Consider the following 16,476-nt stretch of genomic DNA (forward strand, 5'->3'; position numbering starts at 1 on the left):
CGATCTTGTCCCCCTCACCGGCCTGCTGTGGGGGGCACCTCTCCCCAATGGGGGAGGATTAGAACGAGGGGCGTTCAAGGGCGCGGTTGGAGTTGGCCTGCGCCGCCGCCGCTCAGTTTCCCCAGCGCTCCATCCACATGCGCTCGCCGATCGAGCAGGAGACGCGCTTCTCCGCGGCCACCTTGTGAACCTCCGGCGTCGTGCCGATGCGCGGCGCCGGCGGCATCAGCCCGGCGATCTCCAGCACCAGCTTGGTCTTGATGGCGGTGGCGAATTCATGCATGCCGCGCACCGGCACCACGAAGGCGCCCGGCCCGCCGATCACGCAATCCTCGTAGTAGACGTCGAGCTGGCCGATATCGAGCATGGAGCCGGCCGGCTCCTTCAGCATCAGCGGTAGGCCGTTGATGGTGATGCCCTGCTTGACCACCTCGTCGCGAGTGACATCGGCCAGCGGCCCCTGGTTGTTGGTGCCGTCGCCGGAAATGTCGATCACCCGCTTCAGCCCCTTGAAGCCGTTGCTGCGGATCTGCTCGGCGCTGAAGGTCATCGCGCCCGAGATCGAGGTCCGGTAGACGCGACGCAGCGGCGCGGCGCGGATGGCGGCGGCGAAGGCCTTGGCGTCCTCCTCGCTGCCGATCTCGGTCCAGTCGACCACCAGCTTCTGGTCCTCGACGCCGGCCCATTCCACATAGGCCAGCGCCACCTTGCCATTGGGGCCGAGCTTGAGGGCGTTGAGGAATTCCGGCGAGGTCACCGCGCCGATATAGCCGTCGCGCTGTAGCGCGAGCTCGTCGAGATCCATCGAATAGGAGACGTCGACCGCCAGCACCAGCTCGACATCGACGATCTCGTCGGCGACGGCGGGCGAAACCGCCGGACCCGCTGCCAGCACCGCCAGGAACGCGGCGACGGCCGACAGCACCACACGCACACCCGGCATTGCGACCTCCGTCCGAGAGGCACCACGACGATGGCACTATGGGGTCTCAGGAACAGAGGCAGCGATCCGCGACCCATGACGGCATGGTGACACGCGCCCGGCGCCGCCAGAAGCCGAAATTGCGGGCAGGCATGGGGCGCCGGATGCCGTTCGCGTGAGCGGACGTTACCAGGGTATGGAATTGCTGCGGCGGGTTACCGTCAGACGTCCAGCACCTCGGTGTCGACGATCTCGATGCCGAAGCCTGCGACGCCGACATAGGTGCGGGCGCGCGAGGCGATCAGCCGAATCGAGGTGATGCCGAGATCCTTGAGGATCTGCGCCCCGAGCCCGACCTCACGCCAGGCCTCGTCGCGCAGCCGCGTCGATTCGGTCTTGCCTTCCTCCTGGCCGACCGAGGTGGTCGGCACGCCGGCGGTGCCGTCGCGCAGATAGACCAGCACGCCGCGCCCTTCCGCCTTGATGCGCTCCAGCGAGGTCTGGATCGCCTTGCCGCCGGTGAACACGTCGCCGATCGGGTCGGCGCGGTGCAGTCGCACCAGCACGTTGCGCCCGTCGCCGATCTTGCCGTGCACCAGCGCGAGGTGGTTCACCGGCTCGAACGGGGTGACATAGGAGATGCCGTGCATGTCGCCGACCACGGTGGGGGCGGTGAATTCGGCGGCGCGCGTCACCAGCTTCTCGCGCGACTGGCGGTAGGCGATCAGGTCGGCCACCGAGACGCGGGTCAGCTTGTGGGCATTGGCGAAGTCGCTCACCTGCGGGCCGCGCATCACCGTGCCGTCGTCGTTCACCAGTTCGCAGATGACGCCGACCGGCTCGACGCCGGCGAGCTTGCACAGGTCGACCGCCGCCTCGGTATGACCGGAGCGCATCAGCACTCCGCCCTCGCGGGCGATCAGCGGGAAGATGTGGCCCGGCCGGACGAAGTCGGCGGCCCCGGCATTGGGGTTGGCGAGGCCGCGCACCGTGGCGGTGCGGTCCTCGGCCGAGATGCCGGTGGTGGTGCCGTGCTTGTAATCGACCGAGATGGTGAAGGCGGTGGAGTGCGGTGCGTCGTTGTCGCTCACCATCGGATTGAGCCGCAGCTTGCGCGCATGCTCGGCGGTGATCGGCGTGCAGACGATGCCGGAGGTGTGGCGGACGATGAAGGCGAGCTTTTCCGGCGTGGCGTGGATCGCGGCGACGATGATGTCGCCCTCGTTCTCGCGGTCGTCGTCGTCGGTCACCACCAGCATGTCGCCGCGGGCGAAGGCCTCGATGGCCGCCTGGACGCGGGCCTGGAGATTGTCGGTCATGATCTTCACCTCGCTGATGGTGAGCCCGAGGAAGTCGTTCGGCGTCACCGCGCCGCCCGTCGCCGCGGCGATACGCGCCGCCGCCTCCCGCGAGACCCAGGCCGGGTCGTCCTTGCACAGGGCGGTGATGCTGGCCGGCGACAGGCCGCAGGCGCGGGCGAACGCGCTGCGGGTGGTTCCTGTCGCTGTCAGCCAGTCCGCCAGTTTCATGGGGGGAGTATAGGCGCGCGAAAATTCATCCGCAATGAAATCTCATTGCGCTTTCAGCGATACTGAAATTTCTGACCTAACGTCAGCGCTGGAACGGCCAGGCGGGCGGCGTCGCCACCTGTGCCCGCGCGCGCAGAAGATGGTCGGCCAGCACGCAGGCCATCATCGCCTCGCCTACCGGCACGGCGCGGATGCCGACGCAGGGGTCGTGCCGGCCCTTGGTGAGGATCTCGGCATCCTCGCCGAAGCGCGTCACCGTCTTGCGCGGGGTGAGGATGGAGGAGGTCGGCTTCACCGCGAAGCGCGCCACCACCGGCTGGCCGGTGGAGATGCCGCCGAGGATGCCGCCGGCATGGTTGGCGAGGAAGATCGGCTTGCCGTCATTGCCCATGCGCATCTCGTCGGCATTGTCCTCGCCGGTGAGTGTCGCCGCCGCGAAGCCCTCGCCGATCTCGACGCCCTTCACCGCGTTGATGCTCATGAAGGCGCTGGCGAGGTCGGCGTCGAGCTTGCCGTAGATGGGTGCGCCGAGGCCGGGCGGCACGCCGTCCGCCACCACCTCGATCACCGCGCCCACCGAGGAGCCGTTCTTGCGGATGCCGTCGAGATAGTCGACCATCTTGGCCGCCGCCTCGGCATCCGGGCAGAAGAACGGGTTGTTGCCGATCTCGTCCCAGTTCCAGCTGGCGCGGTCGACGCTGATCTCGCCCATCTGCACCAGTGCCCCGCGCACGGCGATGCTGGGCAGCGCGTGCTCCAGCACCTTCATGGCGAGCGCGCCGGCGGCGACCCGCACGGCGGTCTCGCGCGCCGAGGAGCGCCCACCGCCGCGATGGTCGCGAATGCCGTATTTCACGTCATAGGCGTAGTCGGCATGGCCCGGCCGGTAGCTGGCGGCGATCTCCGAATAGTCCTTGGAGCGCTGGTCGACATTCTCGATCAGGAACGCCACCGGCGTGCCGGTGGTGGTCAGCACGCCATCTTCGCCTTCCAGCGTGCCGGACAGCACCTTCACCTGGTCGGGCTCGCGCCGCTGGGTGGTGAAGCGCGACTGGCCGGGCCGGCGCTTGTCCAGCGCCGCCTGGATCTCCTCCAGCTTGAAGGCGACGCCGGGCGGGCAGCCGTCGACGACGCCGCCAATGGCGAGGCCGTGGCTCTCGCCGAAGGTGGTCACCCGGAAGGACTGGCCGAACGTGTTGAAGGACATCGCGGGAAATCACGCTGAACGGGGCGGGAGCAAGGGTTCAGCACCGGCTTCTAGGCGCCGCGCCGGCCGGCGTCAAACCGCCGGTGGTGGCCCTGTACGCCTGCCGCATCGCAATTCGCCGGCTTTGTGCTATAGGGTCGACGTGGCTTCTCCCCAACCTGGAACCGATGCCCCTATTTGAAATCGCTGTCGTCGTTCTCCTCGTCCTGTTGAACGGCGTCCTCGCCATGGCCGAACTGTCGGTCGTGTCGTCCCGTCCGGCCCGGCTGCGTTCGCGCGCCGAGCAAGGTTCCGCCGGCGCCCGCGCCGCCCTCCAGCTCGCGGCCGATCCCGGCCGCTTCCTCTCCACCGTGCAGATCGGCATCACGCTGATCGGCATCCTGGCCGGTGCCTTCTCGGGCGCCACGCTGGGCGAATCCCTCGGCTCCTGGCTGGAGGCGCAGGGCGTCTCGCCCAATTTCGCCGAGGGCCTCGGCTACACCATCGTCGTCGCCGCCATCACCTATGTCTCGTTGATCATCGGCGAGCTGATCCCCAAGCGCCTCGCGCTGCAGAACCCGGAGTCGCTGGCGAGCCTGGTCGCCCCGGCGATGGTGCTGCTGTCGCGGGTCGCCGCGCCGGCGGTGTGGCTGCTCGATTTGTCCTCGCGGCTGGTGCTGCGGCTAATCGGCGACCGCGCCGGCGGCGGCAACAACAACGTCACCGACGAGGAAATCCGCGCCATCGTCGCCGAGGCCGAGACCGCCGGCGTCATCGATCCGGAGGAGCGCCGGATGATCGCCGGCGTCATGCGCCTCGCCGACCGCCCGGTGCGGGCGGTGATGACGCCGCGCCACGACATCGACTGGATCGACCTCAACGACGATCCGGAGGTGGTGCGCCAGACCATCCGCGAGACCCGGCACACCCGCATGCCGGCCTGCGAGGGTTCACCGGACGAGCCGGTCGGCGTCATCGACATCCGCGACCTGCTCGAGGCCTATCTGCAGGGCATCACCCCGGACCCGCGCCAGCTGGTCAAGCAGGGCGCGGTGCTGGTGGAGACCGCCGGCGCGCTCGACGCCATGAAGCAGCTGCGCCATGCCGAGACGCCGCTGGCGCTGGTGGTCGACGAATACGGCACCATGGTCGGCATCCTCACCCCGGCCGACCTGCTCGACGCCATCGCCGGCACGGTGATGGTGGACGAGGACGGCGTGTCCAGCCCGCACGCGGTCGAGCGCGAGGACGGCTCCTATCTCGTCGCCGGCGCCACGCCCACCGACGAGCTGGCCGACCTGCTCGGCATCAGCATCCCGCAGGATTCCGGCTTCCACACCGCGGCGGGCTACGCGCTGCATGAATTGAAGGCGATCCCGCAGGAGGGTGTCGCCTTCACCGCCAAGGGCTGGCGCTTCGAGGTGGTGGACATGGACGGCAGGCGCATCGACAAGCTGTTGGTGTCGCGCGCCGTCACGCCCCGTCGCCGGGCACCGCTGGGCGCCTGACGCCGTCCGGCGCCGGCCCCGCGTGCGGCGGCGGCGAATTCCGGCTGTCGATGTCGGGATTTGGGAGGCTGGCGCCTGCGGGCGGCCTCGCTTGTATGGGCGCTCGCGCGGCCCTCTTTGGTATCGCCCCCCGGCGTGCCAGGAGGCCCGCTCTAACGTTTCGAGCGCGCTCAGCGCACCGTCTGCACCATCTCCGAGGCGTTGGCGGCCGACGCCCGCTCGCCATACCGCGCGCCGAGGCCCGCCACCACCGTGACGATGGCCACCGCCAGCGCGGCGGCGATCAGCCCGTATTCGAGCCCGGTGCCTTGCGGCCGGCGGGCTGCCACCGCGCGCCGACGCTGGGACATGTCCCGCATCGCCGGCTCTCTCACCGCTGCCTCTCTCATCGCCGTCTCTCTGCTTGCGCTCATCTCGCCGATATCTGCCTTGGGACAGATTTTATTGTGGGAGCACCTTGGCGCCGCAGGTGTTGACCGCTCCTTAAGGCGGCTCCCCGGGGGAAGACCAGCCGATTCCGTGGTTAATGCTTTGCGTCCGCGACCTCGCGGGTCCGTGAGCCGCCGCCGGCGCCGGCCGTCTCCGGCGGGCGCGACAATCCCTGGGATGTCCCAACGGCGCGGCGCCTCCGCCGCGCGCTGTCTCAGCTGCGCGGTTTCGCCCGCCGCGTCGCCTCGGCACTGGCGGGGTCCTCCGGCCAGGGGTGGCGCGGATAGCGCCCGCGCATCTCGGCGCGCACGTCCTTCCACGATCCCGCCCAGAAGGCGGGCAGGTCGCGCGTCACCTGTATCGGCCGGTGCGCCGGGGAGAGCAGCGCGAGCACCAGCGGCACCCGCCCGCCGGCGAGCGCGGGATGCTCGCCCAGCCCGAACAGCTCCTGCACCCGGACCGAGATGGTCGGCCCGCCCTCGGCGGCGTAGTCGACGGCAAGGCGCGAGCCGGTCGGCGCCTCGAAATGCGTCGGCGCCTCGGCGTCGAGCCGGCGCGCCAGCTCCCAGTCGATCAGGCCCGGTAAGGCGCGGCCGAGCAGCTCGGCGCCGAGCGCGTTGAGGCTGGTCGCCTCGGTCAGCAGCGGCGCCAGCCAGTCGTCGGCGGCAGCGGCGAGCGCGGTGTCGGAGAGATCGGGCCAGAGGTCCGGCGCGGCGGCGTGGAGGAAGCGCACCCGGTCAAGCCATTGCCGCTGCGCCGCCGACCAGGGCAGCCGTGCCATGCCCCGCGCCACCACCGCCCGCGCCAGCGCCCGGCCGGTGGCCTCGCCGGCGGTGACCCTGGCCGGCTTCTCCGACAGCACTAGCGCCCCGAGCCGCCGCACCCGGCGCGCCCGCAGTGCCCCGGCGGCGGCGTCGAAGCTGGTTTCCTCAGCCTCGGTGATGTCCTCGCCGAACTCGGCCTCGATCTCCGCCTCGTCGAGTTCGGCGGCGAGCAGGATGCGCGCCTCCTCGGCGCTGCCGCTCATCTCCGCCACCGCGAGTAATTTCGCGCGGGCGAGCGCCGAGGCCGGGTCCATCGCCCCGCCGCGCCCATTGGCCAGCACGAAGCGTCGGCCGTCGCCACGAGAACGGGCGAGCCGGTCGGGGAAGGCATGGGCGAGCAGCGCGGCGGGGGAGGGCGTCACCGCCGCTTCCCGCGTCACCAGTCGTCCGGCTTCCTCCGCCCAACGTGCCGCCATGCGCCGCGCCTCCTCGCCGCGCCGCGAGCGGTCGGCGGTGAGCAGATCGAGACGGTGGGCGAGGTCGACATCGACGCCGCCGAGCCCGCGCTCGGACAGCACGGCGGCGATGCGCGCCGCCCGTTCGCCGGCGCCGCGCCGCGCGCCTTCCAGCACCAGCCGCGACAGCCGCGGCTCCAGCGGCAGTCGCGCCATCGCCCGGCCATGCGCCGTGACCTGTCCGTCGGAGTCGAGCGCGCCGAGCGCCCGCAGCAGGCTGCGCGCCTCGTTGAGCGCGGCGGCGGGCGGCGGGTCGAGGAAGCCGAGCGTCGTGGGATCGCTTACCCCCCACAAAGCGAGGTCGAGCACCAGCCCGGCGAGATCGGCGGCGAGGATTTCCGGCGTCGCATAGGCCGGCAGGCTTGTCGTTTCCGCCTCGTTCCACAGCCGGACGCAGATTCCCGGCTCGGTGCGCCCGGCGCGGCCGCGCCGCTGGTCGGCCGCCGCGCGCGACACCCGCACGGTCTCCAGCCGGGTCATGCCGACGCCGGGCTCGTAGCGCGGCACCCGCGCCAGCCCGCTATCGACGACGATCCGCACCCCCTCGATGGTCAGGCTGGTCTCGGCGATGGAGGTAGCGAGCACCACCTTGCGCGTGCCCGCCGGCGCCGGCGAGATCGCCCGGTCCTGCGCCCGGGCATCGAGGGCGCCATAGAGCGGGGCGATCTCGACGGCCGGGTCGGAAACCGCCTCGCGCAGCAGGTTCTCGGTGCGCCGGATCTCCGCCGCGCCGGGCAGGAAGGCCAGTACCGAGCCGGTCTCCTGCGCCAGCGCGCGCCGCACCGCCTCCGCCATCTGCCGCTCGATGGGCGTGCGCGGATCGCGCCCCGCATAGACCGTCTCGACCGGAAAGGCGCGCCCGAGGCTCTCGATGACCGGGGCCGGCGTCTGCGCATCACCGAGCAGCCTTGCCACTCGCGCCCCGTCCAGCGTCGCCGACATCACGACGAGCCGCAAATCCTCGCGCAGCGCCGATTGCGCATCGAGGGCGAGGGCGAGGCCGAGATCGGCGTCGAGCGAGCGCTCGTGGAACTCGTCGAACAGCACCGCCGCGACGCCGGAAAGCTCGGGATCGTCGAGCATCATGCGGGTGAAGATGCCCTCGGTGATCACCTCGATCCGCGTCGTCCGGCCGATCTTCGAGCCGAAGCGGGCCCGGTAGCCCACCGTTTGCCCGGCCTGTTCGCCGAGGGTGGCGGCCATGCGCTCGGCGGCGGCGCGGGCGGCGAGCCGGCGCGGCTCCAGCACGAGGATCTTGCGGCCGGACGTCCAGGCTTCGTCGAGCAGGGCGAGCGGCACCCGCGTGGTCTTGCCCGCGCCGGGCGGGGCGACCAGCACCGCGCGCGTACCGGCGGCAAGCGCCGCCGTCAGCGCCGGCAGGGCGTCGTCGATGGGCAGGGGGACATCACGCATCATGCGGCAGGCTTAGCGACAGATCGCCGGACAGACCAGATGGGGGCGCCATCCATGTTTACGCGACATCCGAGCCGGCCTCGACAGAAGCGCGCGATCGCAAGTTCCACTTCTCGCGCCTTGGCCCGAAGGGGCGCGTGCTGCCGCCGTCGCTGCTGAAGAAGCTGGCGCTGGCCATGGTGACGGGCGCGCAGCAGAACTCGCCGAGCGTATCCCGGCCGGGTTCACCTATCTCGGCCAGTTCGTCGACCATGATCTGACGTTCGACCGGACGAGCGCCAGGCTGGGGATCAGGTTCGGGTGTCCGATCTACAGCAGGGGCGCTCGCCGTCGCGGGATCTGGATTCGCTTTATGGCGGCGGCCCGGACGATGCCGGCAGCGCCGACTTCCTGGTCGACGGCGTCCGCTTCAAGATGGGCAGGACCGCGGTGACCACGTCCGGCACGCCAATTTCGAGCGCGACGGCTTCGATCTGCCGCGCGCGATCTCCGGCACGAAATCCGATCTCCTGATGTTCGCCTTCGAAGGCCGCGGCGATCTGCTCAATCCGCTTGGCGACGACCCGCCGGCTGCTGCGGTGGTCGCGGCCGGCGAATAGCGGGACGCGCGGGGCGGCGGGTTCGCGCCGCCGCCCCCGTTCCTCACATCACGGCGTCGATGGTCTTGCCGATCTTCTCGACCAGCTCGCCGACCTGCGCTTCATTGATGATGAGCGGCGGGCTCACCGCGATGGTGTCGCCGGTCACGCGGAACATCACGCCCTCGTCGTGGAAGCCGTGCTCCATCGCCTGGTAGCCGCGCTTGCCCGGCCCCTCGGCGGAGGGCGCCATGTCGAAGGCGGCGACCAGGCCGACGGTGCGGATGTCGAGAACGCCCGGCTTGCCCTTCAGGCTCATCACCGCGTCGGCGAAGATCGGCTCCATCGCCCGGGCGCGCTCGAACAGCGCCTCGTCGCGGTAGAGGTCGAGCGTCGCCAGCGAGGCGGCGCAGGCCAGCGGATGGCCGGAATAGGTGTAGCCGTGGAACAGCTCGATGACGTGTTCCGGGCCGCTCATGAAGGTGTCGTGGATGTGCTTGCGCACGATCACGCCACCCATCGGCACCGCGCCGGAGGTCACGCCCTTGGCGAAGGTGATCATGTCCGGCACCACGCCGTAGCGCTCGGCGGCGAAGGGGAAGCCGAGGCGGCCGAAGCCGGTGATGACCTCGTCGAAGATCAACAGGATGCCGTATTTGTCGCAGATCTCGCGCAGGCGCTTGAGATAGCCCTTCGGCGCCGGCAGGCCGCCGGTGGAGCCGGCCATCGGCTCGACGATGACGGCGGCGATGGTCTGGGCGTCGTGCAGGGCGACGAGGCCCTCCAGCGCGTCGGCCTTCTCGGCGCCCCACTCCGGCTCGCCCTTGGAGAAGGCCTGCTTGTCGCGGTCATAGGTGTGCGGCAGGTGGTCGACGCCGGTGAGCATGCCGCCGAAGAAGCGGCGGTTCGGCGAGATGCCGCCGACCGAGATGCCGCCGAAGCCGACGCCGTGATAGCCGCGCTCGCGGCCTATCAGCCTCGTGCGGGTGCCCTTGCCGGTCACCGCGTGATAGGCGAGGGCGATCTTCAGCGCGGTGTCGCCGGCCTCCGAGCCGGAATTGCAGAAGAACACGTGGTCGAGGTCGCCCGGCGCCAGCTCGGCGATGCGCGACGCCGCCTTGAAGGCCAGCGGGTGGCCGAACTGGAAGGTGGGGGCGAAGTCCATCTCCGCCGCCTGCTTCTGGATGGCGGCGACGATGGAATCCCGGTTATGGCCGGCATTGGAGCACCACAGCCCGGCGGAGCCGTCGAGGATCGCCCGCCCCTCGGGGGTGAAGTAGTGCATGTCCTTGGCGCGCGAGACCATGCGCGGGCGCGCCTTGAAGGCGCGGTTGGCGGTGAAGCCCATCCAGAAGGCTTCGAGGTCGTTGGGCGCCGCGTTGCCGACGGCATCGAGATCATAGGCGAGGGACATGAACCGCTCCGGAAGCTGGCCTGCGATCGGCCGTGATTTTGGTCATGTATAATGCGTGGGCACCGTCCCGCTCACGAGAAAATTCGATGATGTGATCGCCGGCGCTTCTGGCCGGCCGGGATATCCACCCCCGCGTGCTTGACCCGAGGGAGTGCGGCGTCCATCAACTTGTCTCCGTGACATTATCACGTAACGTCATATATTCCGCCCGCCGGGGGTTGATCGCGAAGGGAATGATTCCCGCTTAAAGGAACCTCCGTGTCCGATACGCTGTCCCTATCGACCACGACGGATGTGCCCGAGGGCGAGGACCAGGCTCCCGGCCCCGGTGGCGCATCGCCCGAGGCGGCGGCCGAGCAGGCCGAGATCGGCCCGGCGGCGGCACGCGAGGCGTTGGCCCGCGTGCTGGAGGCGGAAGAGCTGCGCGCCTCGCCGCAATTGTCCACCATATTGCGCTTCGTGGTCGAGGCGACGCTGGACGGGCGTCGCGAGGCGATCAAGGGCTACACCATCGCGGTGGAGGCGCTGGGGCGCGACCCGTCCTTCGACCCGCAGGTCGACCCCATCGTGCGGGTGGAAGCGACGCGCCTGCGCCGCGCGCTGCAACGCTATTATGCGGGGGCCGGCGCCAGCGACGATATCGAGATCGTCATTCCGCGCGGCTCCTATGTGCCGCTCTTCGTGCCGCGTCGCGCCGGCGGATCGGCCGGTTTGCCGGCCGGCGAACCGCTGGAGGCGCCCGTCGGCGATGCCGCCGTCCCGGCCGTCGATCCCGCCATTCCGGCCATTATTCCCGCCGCCCTGCCGCCTCGCGCTGGCGGCCTGCGTCCCTGGCGCTGGGTGGGCGGTCTGGTGGTGCTTCTCCTTCTCGCCACCGCCATCATGATGGCGGTGGACGTGGTGGAGACCTCGAATCTGCGGGCGCTGTTCCCCGGCTTCGCCCTGCGTTCGATCGAGCGCTCGAACCGGCTCGGCATTCCGATGGTCGAGGTGCGAGCCTTCGACATGACCGGCTCCACCCCGGTGGCCGCCGCCGCCGGCGGCACGCCGGCGACCGGGTCGTCGGCCGCCCGCCCGCCGGGCGGCGAGTTTCCGGCGCGGGCGCTGGAGATGCGCATCCGCGATGCGCTGGCCCGCTTCGACCTGCTCGACGTGCTGGCGAGCCCGGATGCCCGGCCGCGCCTCGAATGCGGCGTCGGCGGCGCCGCGCCGCATTCGGCCTTCGCGCTGGGCGGGCTGGTGGAAAGCCACGAGGACGGCTCGATCTCGCTGCTGCTGCGGCTGTCGGACCTGTGCGACGGCACCATCGTCTGGTCGCGCGAATTCGATGCGCTGCGCCCCTCCGAGGACCCGACCGCGGTCGAGAACGAGCTGGTGCGCGAGATCATGGCCTCGCTGGCCGAGCCCTATGGCGTCATCCAGGCCCGCGCCCGCGCCCGCGTCATGTCGTCGGGCGGCGTCGCCAAGGCCGGCCCCTATGGCTGCGTGCTGCTGACCTATGATTACTGGCGCAGCTACCTGCCGGCCGACCACGCCGCCGCGCGCGCCTGCCTGGAAAAGGCGGTGGCGGCGGACAACACCTTCGCGCTCGGCTACGCGCTGCTCGCCGAGCTCTATCTCGACGAGGTCCGCAACGGCGCCAATCCGCGCCCGGACCCGCCGGCGGTCAACCGGGCACTGGCGAGCGCCGAGCAGGCGATCGAATTGTCGCCGACCAGCGGCTTCTTCCGCCGTGTCGCGCTGGACGTGCACGCCTATCGCGGCGAGCGCGGCTCGGCGCTGGCGCAGGGCGACATTGCGCTGCAGCTCAATCCCTATGACGTCGACACGCTGGCCACCTATGGCGGCCGGCTGGTCACTTTCGGTGAGCTCGATCGCGGCGAGGCGATGCTGGCGGGCGCGCTCAAGGCGGCGCCGGCCATGCCGCCCTCGGTGGATTATTTCCGGGTGATCGCCGCCTATCTGCGCGGCGATGCCGCCGGTGCCGCCGCCGCCGCCGACCGGCTGATGGGCGAGGTCTATGCGCCGGGCCTGCTCGCCCGCGCCCTCGCCACTCATCTCGCCGGCGACACCGCCGCCGCCCGCGCCGACCTCGACCGGCTGGTGGCGCTGGTGCCGGCCTGGAAGACCGATACGGCCGGCATGCTGGCGCGCTTCTTCCCCGCCCCGCATGTGGCCAAGCAGGTCGGCGCCGATCTCGCCGCCATCGGGCTGGGGACATCGGCGCCCTGACGTGGCGTCACGGGCCAAACGTCGCGTGGCGTCGGGGCCGTCGACAGGCTAAGCAAGGCGACGTCGTTCAACGCGCCGGAATCCATTCATGTCGCAGGCTTTCGATCTTGCCGTCGTCGGCGCGGGTGTCGTCGGCCTCGGCCATGCGCTCGCCGCCGTCCGCCGCGGCCTCAAGGTGGTGGTGATCGACCGCGACGCCCAGGCCAACGGCGCCTCCATCCGCAATTTCGGCTTCGTCACCGTCACCGGCCAGCAGCGCGGCGAATGCTGGCGCCGCGCCATGCGCTCGCGCGACATTTGGGCCGAGGTGGCGCCGCAGGCCGGCATCGAGGTGGTGCATCGCGGCCTGCTGGTCAGTGTGCGCCGGCCGGAGGCGGAGGCGGTGCTGGAAGCCTTCCTCGCCACCGAGATGGGCGAGGGCTGTGCGCTGCTCTCCGGCGACGAGGCCCGCGCGAGGCTGCCGGCGCTCGACGCGCAGCAACTCGCGGCGCTGTGGAGCCCGCACGACATGCGGGTGGAATCGCGCCAGGCGATCCCGAAGCTCGCCCGCTGGCTCGAGGAGGCCAAGGGCGTCACCTTCCACCGCTCCACCGCCGTCACCGGCGTCGAGCCCGGCCGGGTGCACACCGCCACCGGAACCATTGAGGCCGCCCGCATTGTCGTCGCTCCCGGCGACGATTTCCGAACCCTGCTGCCGGAGCGCTTCGAGGCCTATGGCCTCACCCGCTGCAAGCTGCACATGCTGCGCGTCGCCGATCCGGCGCTGGGCACGCTGCCGGGCTCCGTCATGAGCGACCTCTCGCTCGGCCGCTACCTCGGCTATTCCGAGCTGCCCGAGGCCGAACCGCTGAAGGCCCGGCTGCGGGCCGAGCAGGGCGAACTCCTCGACAATGGCATCCACCTCATCGTGGTGCAGTCGGCCGATGGCTCGCTGGTGGTCGGCGACAGCCACCATTACGCGGCGACGCCGGATCCCTTCGCGCCCGAGCATGTCGACGATCTCATCCTCGACGAATATGAGGCGGTGTTCGGCCGCCGCCCGTCCGGCATCGTCGAGCGCTGGACCGGCACCTACGCCTCGGCGCCCGACCGTCTCGCCTTCATCGACCGGCCGGATCCGGCGATCCGCCTGGTGGTGGTGACCAGCGGCACCGGCGCCTCCACCGGCTTTGCCATCGCCGAGGAGGCGGTGGCCGAGCTGTTCGACTGAGATTTTTCGCAGCGGTTCTTTCAACGGGGGGATTTCATGGCGCTGAAGGCACTCATTCTCGACTGGGCCGGCACGGCGGTGGATTTCGGCTCGCGCGCGCCGATGGGCGCCTTCGTCGAGGCGTTCGCGCAGGTGGGCATCCCGCTCACCATCGAGGAGGCGCGCGGCCCGATGGGCCTGCCCAAGCGCGACCATGTGGCAACGCTGATCTATTCCCCGGCGGTGTCGCAGCGCTGGCACGCGCTCTACGGCGCCGCGCCGACCGAGGCCGATGTCGACCGCGTGCTCGCCATCTTCGAGCCGCTGAACGTCGAGGTGATCCCGCGCCATGCCGACCTTATCCCCGGCCTGCTCGACGTGGTGGCGAGCGCCCGCGCCCGCGGCCTCAAGATCGGCTCCACCACCGGCTACACAAGGCCGATCATGGAAAAGCTGATGCCGCTCGCCGCCGAGGCCGGCTACGCACCGGACAATGTGGTGTGCGCCGGCGACCTCGCCGCCGGGCGGCCGAGCCCGTTGATGATGTACCGCACCTTCGCCGATCTCGGCGTGTGGCCGCCGCAGGACTGCGTGAAGATCGACGACACCGAGCCCGGCATCGCCGAGGGCCTCGCCGCCGGCACCTGGACGGTCGGCCTCGCTCTGTCCGGCAACGCCGCCGGCCTGTCGAAGGACGAACTGGCCAATCTCGCGCCCGACGAACGGGCCGCCCTGCGCACCCGCGCCTCGGCGAAGCTGTTCGGCGCCGGCGCGCATTTCGTCGTCGACACCATCGCCGAGCTGCCGCCGGTGCTGGAGGCCATAGAAGCCCGTCTCGCGGCGGGGCTTCGTCCGTAAACGAGAGCGACCCGCCTCGCGGCGGGGCTTCGCCCCTGAGCGAGACGAAGCCGCTCGCCTCGCGGCGGATGCGTTCCTGAGCGTGAGCGCGGCGCGCCTGGCGGCCGCGCCGTATCCCCGAGGAGGATGCCCCCTTTCTTACCCTCTCCCCGTTGGGGGGAGGTGGCCCGCGCAGCGGGTCGGTGAGGGTCTCTCGCGATTGGGAAGCGTCGAAGGCCGCTCACCGCGGTCCTCTCCCGAATGGGGCGAGGGGGCATCCTTCTCCTGCAGCCGTCATCCAATGGGGAGGGGAAGCGGCACGGCTCCACCGGCGTCGCCCAATGGAGCGCGGGACCCGCACAGCCCTACGCCAGACCCGTGCCGTGGCGCACCCCACCATTGCCGCCGCGCCGCCCATCCTCTAAACCGCGCGCAAGCACAGTTTCAGGAAGACGGCGCCCCATCATGGCCAAGGACAAACCCACCAAGCTCAAGGCGCGCATGCCGCGCGGCCTCGCCGATCGCGGCCCGGCCGAGCTCGGCTCCACCCGCGCCATGCTCGAGACCATCCGCAAGGTCTACGAGCTCTACGGCTTCGAGGCGCTGGAGACGCCGTTCATCGAGTACACCGACGCGCTCGGCAAGTTCCTGCCCGACCAGGACCGCCCGAACGAGGGCGTGTTCTCCTTCCAGGACGACGACGAGCAGTGGCTGAGCCTGCGCTACGACCTCACCGCGCCGCTCGCCCGCCATGTCGCGGAGAATTTCGACCGCCTCGCCAAGCCGTTCCGCAGCTACCGCGCCGGCTGGGTGTTCCGCAACGAGAAGCCCGGCCCCGGCCGCTTCCGCCAGTTCATGCAGTTCGACGCCGACACGGTGGGCGCCCCCACGGTGGCCGCCGATGCCGAGATCTGCATGATGGCCGCCGACACCCTTGAGGCGCTGGGCATCGCGCGCGGCGACTATGTGATCAAGGTCAACAATCGCAAGGTGCTCGACGGCGTGCTGGAAGCCATCGGCCTCGGCGGCGAGGACAATGCCGGCCGCCGGCTCACCGTGCTGCGCGCCATCGACAAGTTCGACAAGGTCGGCATCGAGGGCGTGCGCGACCTGCTCGGCGAGGGCCGCTGGGAAAACCCGGCCGCCAAGAGCGGCGATTTCACCAAGGGCGCAGGGCTGGACGCGGCGCAGGCCTCCGTCGTGCTGTCGCTGCTCGACAAGCAGGCCGCCTATGAGAAGCCGGCTAACGAGACCTATGCCGCCGGCCTCGCCGAGCTCGCCGAGATCGATGCGCTGGTGAAGGCTGCCGGCTATGAGGGCCGCGTGAAGATCGACCCGTCCGTCGTACGCGGCCTCGAATATTACACCGGCCCGGTCTTCGAGGCCGAGCTGACCTTCGAGGTGAAGGACGAGAAGGGCCGCCCGGTGCGCTTCGGCTCGGTGGGCGGCGGCGGGCGCTATGACGGCCTCGTCGGCCGCTTCCGCTCCGAGCCGGTGCCGGCCACCGGCTTCTCCATCGGTGTCTCCCGCCTCGCATCGGCGCTGAGCTACCTCAAGACCGCCGACGCCGCGCCGGAGTACGGCCCGGTGGTCGTGGTGGTGATGGATCGCGACCAGACTGCGCATTACATGGGCCTCGTCGCCACGCTGCGGAGCGCCGGCATCCGCGCCGAAATGTATCTCGGCAACCCGAAGAACCTCGGCAACCAGTTCAAATATGCCGATCGCCGCAACGCGCCCTGCGTGGTCATCCAGGGCTCGGACGAGCGGGCAAATGGTCAGGTACAGATCAAGGACCTGATCGAGGGCGCCAAGGCGGCGGCCGCGATCACCGACAATGCCGAGTGGCGCTCCTCCCGCCCGGCGCAGTTCGCCTGCGACGAGGCCGAGCTGGTCGCCAAGGTGCGCGAGCTACTCGACCATCACGGCGTGCCGCACGGCGCCGCGCTGGGCTGAGGGC

13 protein-coding genes are annotated in these 16,476 nt (G+C 70.7%); 6 read left to right on the top strand and 7 right to left on the bottom strand.

Features of this window, described 5'->3' with window-relative positions:
- Window positions 1-112: 112 nt before the first annotated feature.
- From LGR54_RS18295 to aroC, 3 genes are all read right to left on the bottom strand, one after another.
- Window positions 113-943, bottom strand: a complete 831-nt coding sequence (locus LGR54_RS18295; protein WP_230363404.1) for a DUF1194 domain-containing protein — start codon at window positions 941-943, stop codon at window positions 113-115.
- Window positions 944-1,143: 200 nt separating this feature from the next.
- Window positions 1,144-2,451, bottom strand: a complete 1,308-nt coding sequence (gene ribB / locus LGR54_RS18300) for a 3,4-dihydroxy-2-butanone-4-phosphate synthase (RefSeq protein WP_230363405.1) — start codon at window positions 2,449-2,451, stop codon at window positions 1,144-1,146.
- An 82-nt stretch (window positions 2,452-2,533) separates the two neighbouring features.
- Window positions 2,534-3,658, bottom strand: a complete 1,125-nt coding sequence (gene aroC, locus LGR54_RS18305) for a chorismate synthase (RefSeq protein ID WP_230363406.1) — start codon at window positions 3,656-3,658, stop codon at window positions 2,534-2,536.
- A gap of 167 nt (window positions 3,659-3,825) precedes the next feature.
- Between aroC and LGR54_RS18310 the strand changes: the two genes are divergently transcribed.
- The gene (locus LGR54_RS18310) at window positions 3,826-5,145 is read left to right on the top strand and encodes a hemolysin family protein (RefSeq protein ID WP_230363407.1); all 1,320 of its coding nucleotides are present in this window, start codon (window positions 3,826-3,828) and stop codon (window positions 5,143-5,145) included.
- A gap of 170 nt (window positions 5,146-5,315) precedes the next feature.
- Here the strand turns inward: LGR54_RS18310 and LGR54_RS18315 are convergent, their stop codons facing one another.
- The 3 genes from LGR54_RS18315 to LGR54_RS18325 all read right to left on the bottom strand — a co-directional run bounded on the left by LGR54_RS18315 (window position 5,316) and on the right by LGR54_RS18325 (window position 8,519).
- Window positions 5,316-5,495 carry a hypothetical protein gene (locus tag LGR54_RS18315; RefSeq protein ID WP_230363408.1) on the bottom strand — a complete coding sequence of 60 codons (180 nt, stop codon included), beginning with the start codon at window positions 5,493-5,495 and terminating at the stop codon, window positions 5,316-5,318.
- A gap of 293 nt (window positions 5,496-5,788) precedes the next feature.
- Complete coding sequence (hrpB, locus tag LGR54_RS18320; protein ID WP_230363409.1) at window positions 5,789-8,269, bottom strand: ATP-dependent helicase HrpB; 2,481 nt, start codon at window positions 8,267-8,269, stop codon at window positions 5,789-5,791.
- Between the two features lie 55 nt (window positions 8,270-8,324).
- Entirely contained in the window at window positions 8,325-8,519 is a 195-nt protein-coding gene (locus LGR54_RS18325; RefSeq protein WP_230363410.1) for a hypothetical protein, read from the bottom strand.
- 47 nt (window positions 8,520-8,566) lie between these two features.
- Here LGR54_RS18325 and LGR54_RS18330 point away from each other — a divergent pair, with 47 nt between their 5' ends.
- Window positions 8,567-8,779 carry a hypothetical protein gene (locus LGR54_RS18330; protein WP_230363411.1) on the top strand — a complete coding sequence of 71 codons (213 nt, stop codon included), beginning with the start codon at window positions 8,567-8,569 and terminating at the stop codon, window positions 8,777-8,779.
- Window positions 8,780-8,908: 129 nt separating this feature from the next.
- On the opposite strand, the gene LGR54_RS18335 is transcribed toward LGR54_RS18330, so the two are convergent.
- A complete protein-coding gene (locus tag LGR54_RS18335) occupies window positions 8,909-10,258 on the bottom strand; it encodes an aspartate aminotransferase family protein (RefSeq protein ID WP_230363412.1) in 1,350 nt (449 codons plus the stop codon).
- A 258-nt stretch (window positions 10,259-10,516) separates the two neighbouring features.
- On the opposite strand from LGR54_RS18335, the gene LGR54_RS18340 reads away from it, so the two are divergent.
- From LGR54_RS18340 to hisS, 4 genes are all read left to right on the top strand, one after another.
- Window positions 10,517-12,490, top strand: coding sequence for a hypothetical protein (locus tag LGR54_RS18340; RefSeq protein ID WP_230363413.1), 1,974 nt, complete (start codon window positions 10,517-10,519; stop codon window positions 12,488-12,490).
- An 88-nt stretch (window positions 12,491-12,578) separates the two neighbouring features.
- Window positions 12,579-13,700, top strand: a complete 1,122-nt coding sequence (locus tag LGR54_RS18345) for a TIGR03364 family FAD-dependent oxidoreductase (RefSeq protein WP_230363414.1) — start codon at window positions 12,579-12,581, stop codon at window positions 13,698-13,700.
- Window positions 13,701-13,736: 36 nt separating this feature from the next.
- Window positions 13,737-14,537: a phosphonoacetaldehyde hydrolase gene (phnX, locus tag LGR54_RS18350; protein ID WP_230363415.1), complete on the top strand. Its 801-nt coding sequence runs from the start codon at window positions 13,737-13,739 to the stop codon at window positions 14,535-14,537.
- Between the two features lie 444 nt (window positions 14,538-14,981).
- Complete coding sequence (hisS, locus tag LGR54_RS18355) at window positions 14,982-16,472, top strand: histidine--tRNA ligase (RefSeq protein WP_230363416.1); 1,491 nt, start codon at window positions 14,982-14,984, stop codon at window positions 16,470-16,472.
- Window positions 16,473-16,476: the final 4 nt, after the last annotated feature.

This window comes from Ancylobacter sp. Lp-2 (assembly GCF_020523795.1).
Lineage (GTDB): Bacteria > Pseudomonadota > Alphaproteobacteria > Rhizobiales > Xanthobacteraceae > Ancylobacter.

Bases quoted from the DNA above. Each gene is read 5' to 3' on its own strand.
- LGR54_RS18295 (WP_230363404.1), bottom strand. From the start codon at position 943: ATGCCGGGTGTGCGTGTGGTGCTGTCGGCCGTCGCCGCGTTCCTGGCG.
- ribB (WP_230363405.1), bottom strand. From the start codon at position 2,451: ATGAAACTGGCGGACTGGCTGACAGCGACAGGAACCACCCGCAGCGCG.
- aroC (WP_230363406.1), bottom strand. From the start codon at position 3,658: ATGTCCTTCAACACGTTCGGCCAGTCCTTCCGGGTGACCACCTTCGGC.
- LGR54_RS18310 (WP_230363407.1), top strand. From the start codon at position 3,826: ATGCCCCTATTTGAAATCGCTGTCGTCGTTCTCCTCGTCCTGTTGAAC.
- LGR54_RS18315 (WP_230363408.1), bottom strand. From the start codon at position 5,495: ATGTCCCAGCGTCGGCGCGCGGTGGCAGCCCGCCGGCCGCAAGGCACC.
- hrpB (WP_230363409.1), bottom strand. From the start codon at position 8,269: ATGATGCGTGATGTCCCCCTGCCCATCGACGACGCCCTGCCGGCGCTG.
- LGR54_RS18325 (WP_230363410.1), bottom strand. From the start codon at position 8,519: ATGGTCGACGAACTGGCCGAGATAGGTGAACCCGGCCGGGATACGCTC.
- LGR54_RS18335 (WP_230363412.1), bottom strand. From the start codon at position 10,258: ATGTCCCTCGCCTATGATCTCGATGCCGTCGGCAACGCGGCGCCCAAC.
- LGR54_RS18345 (WP_230363414.1), top strand. From the start codon at position 12,579: ATGTCGCAGGCTTTCGATCTTGCCGTCGTCGGCGCGGGTGTCGTCGGC.
- phnX (WP_230363415.1), top strand. From the start codon at position 13,737: ATGGCGCTGAAGGCACTCATTCTCGACTGGGCCGGCACGGCGGTGGAT.
- hisS (WP_230363416.1), top strand. From the start codon at position 14,982: ATGGCCAAGGACAAACCCACCAAGCTCAAGGCGCGCATGCCGCGCGGC.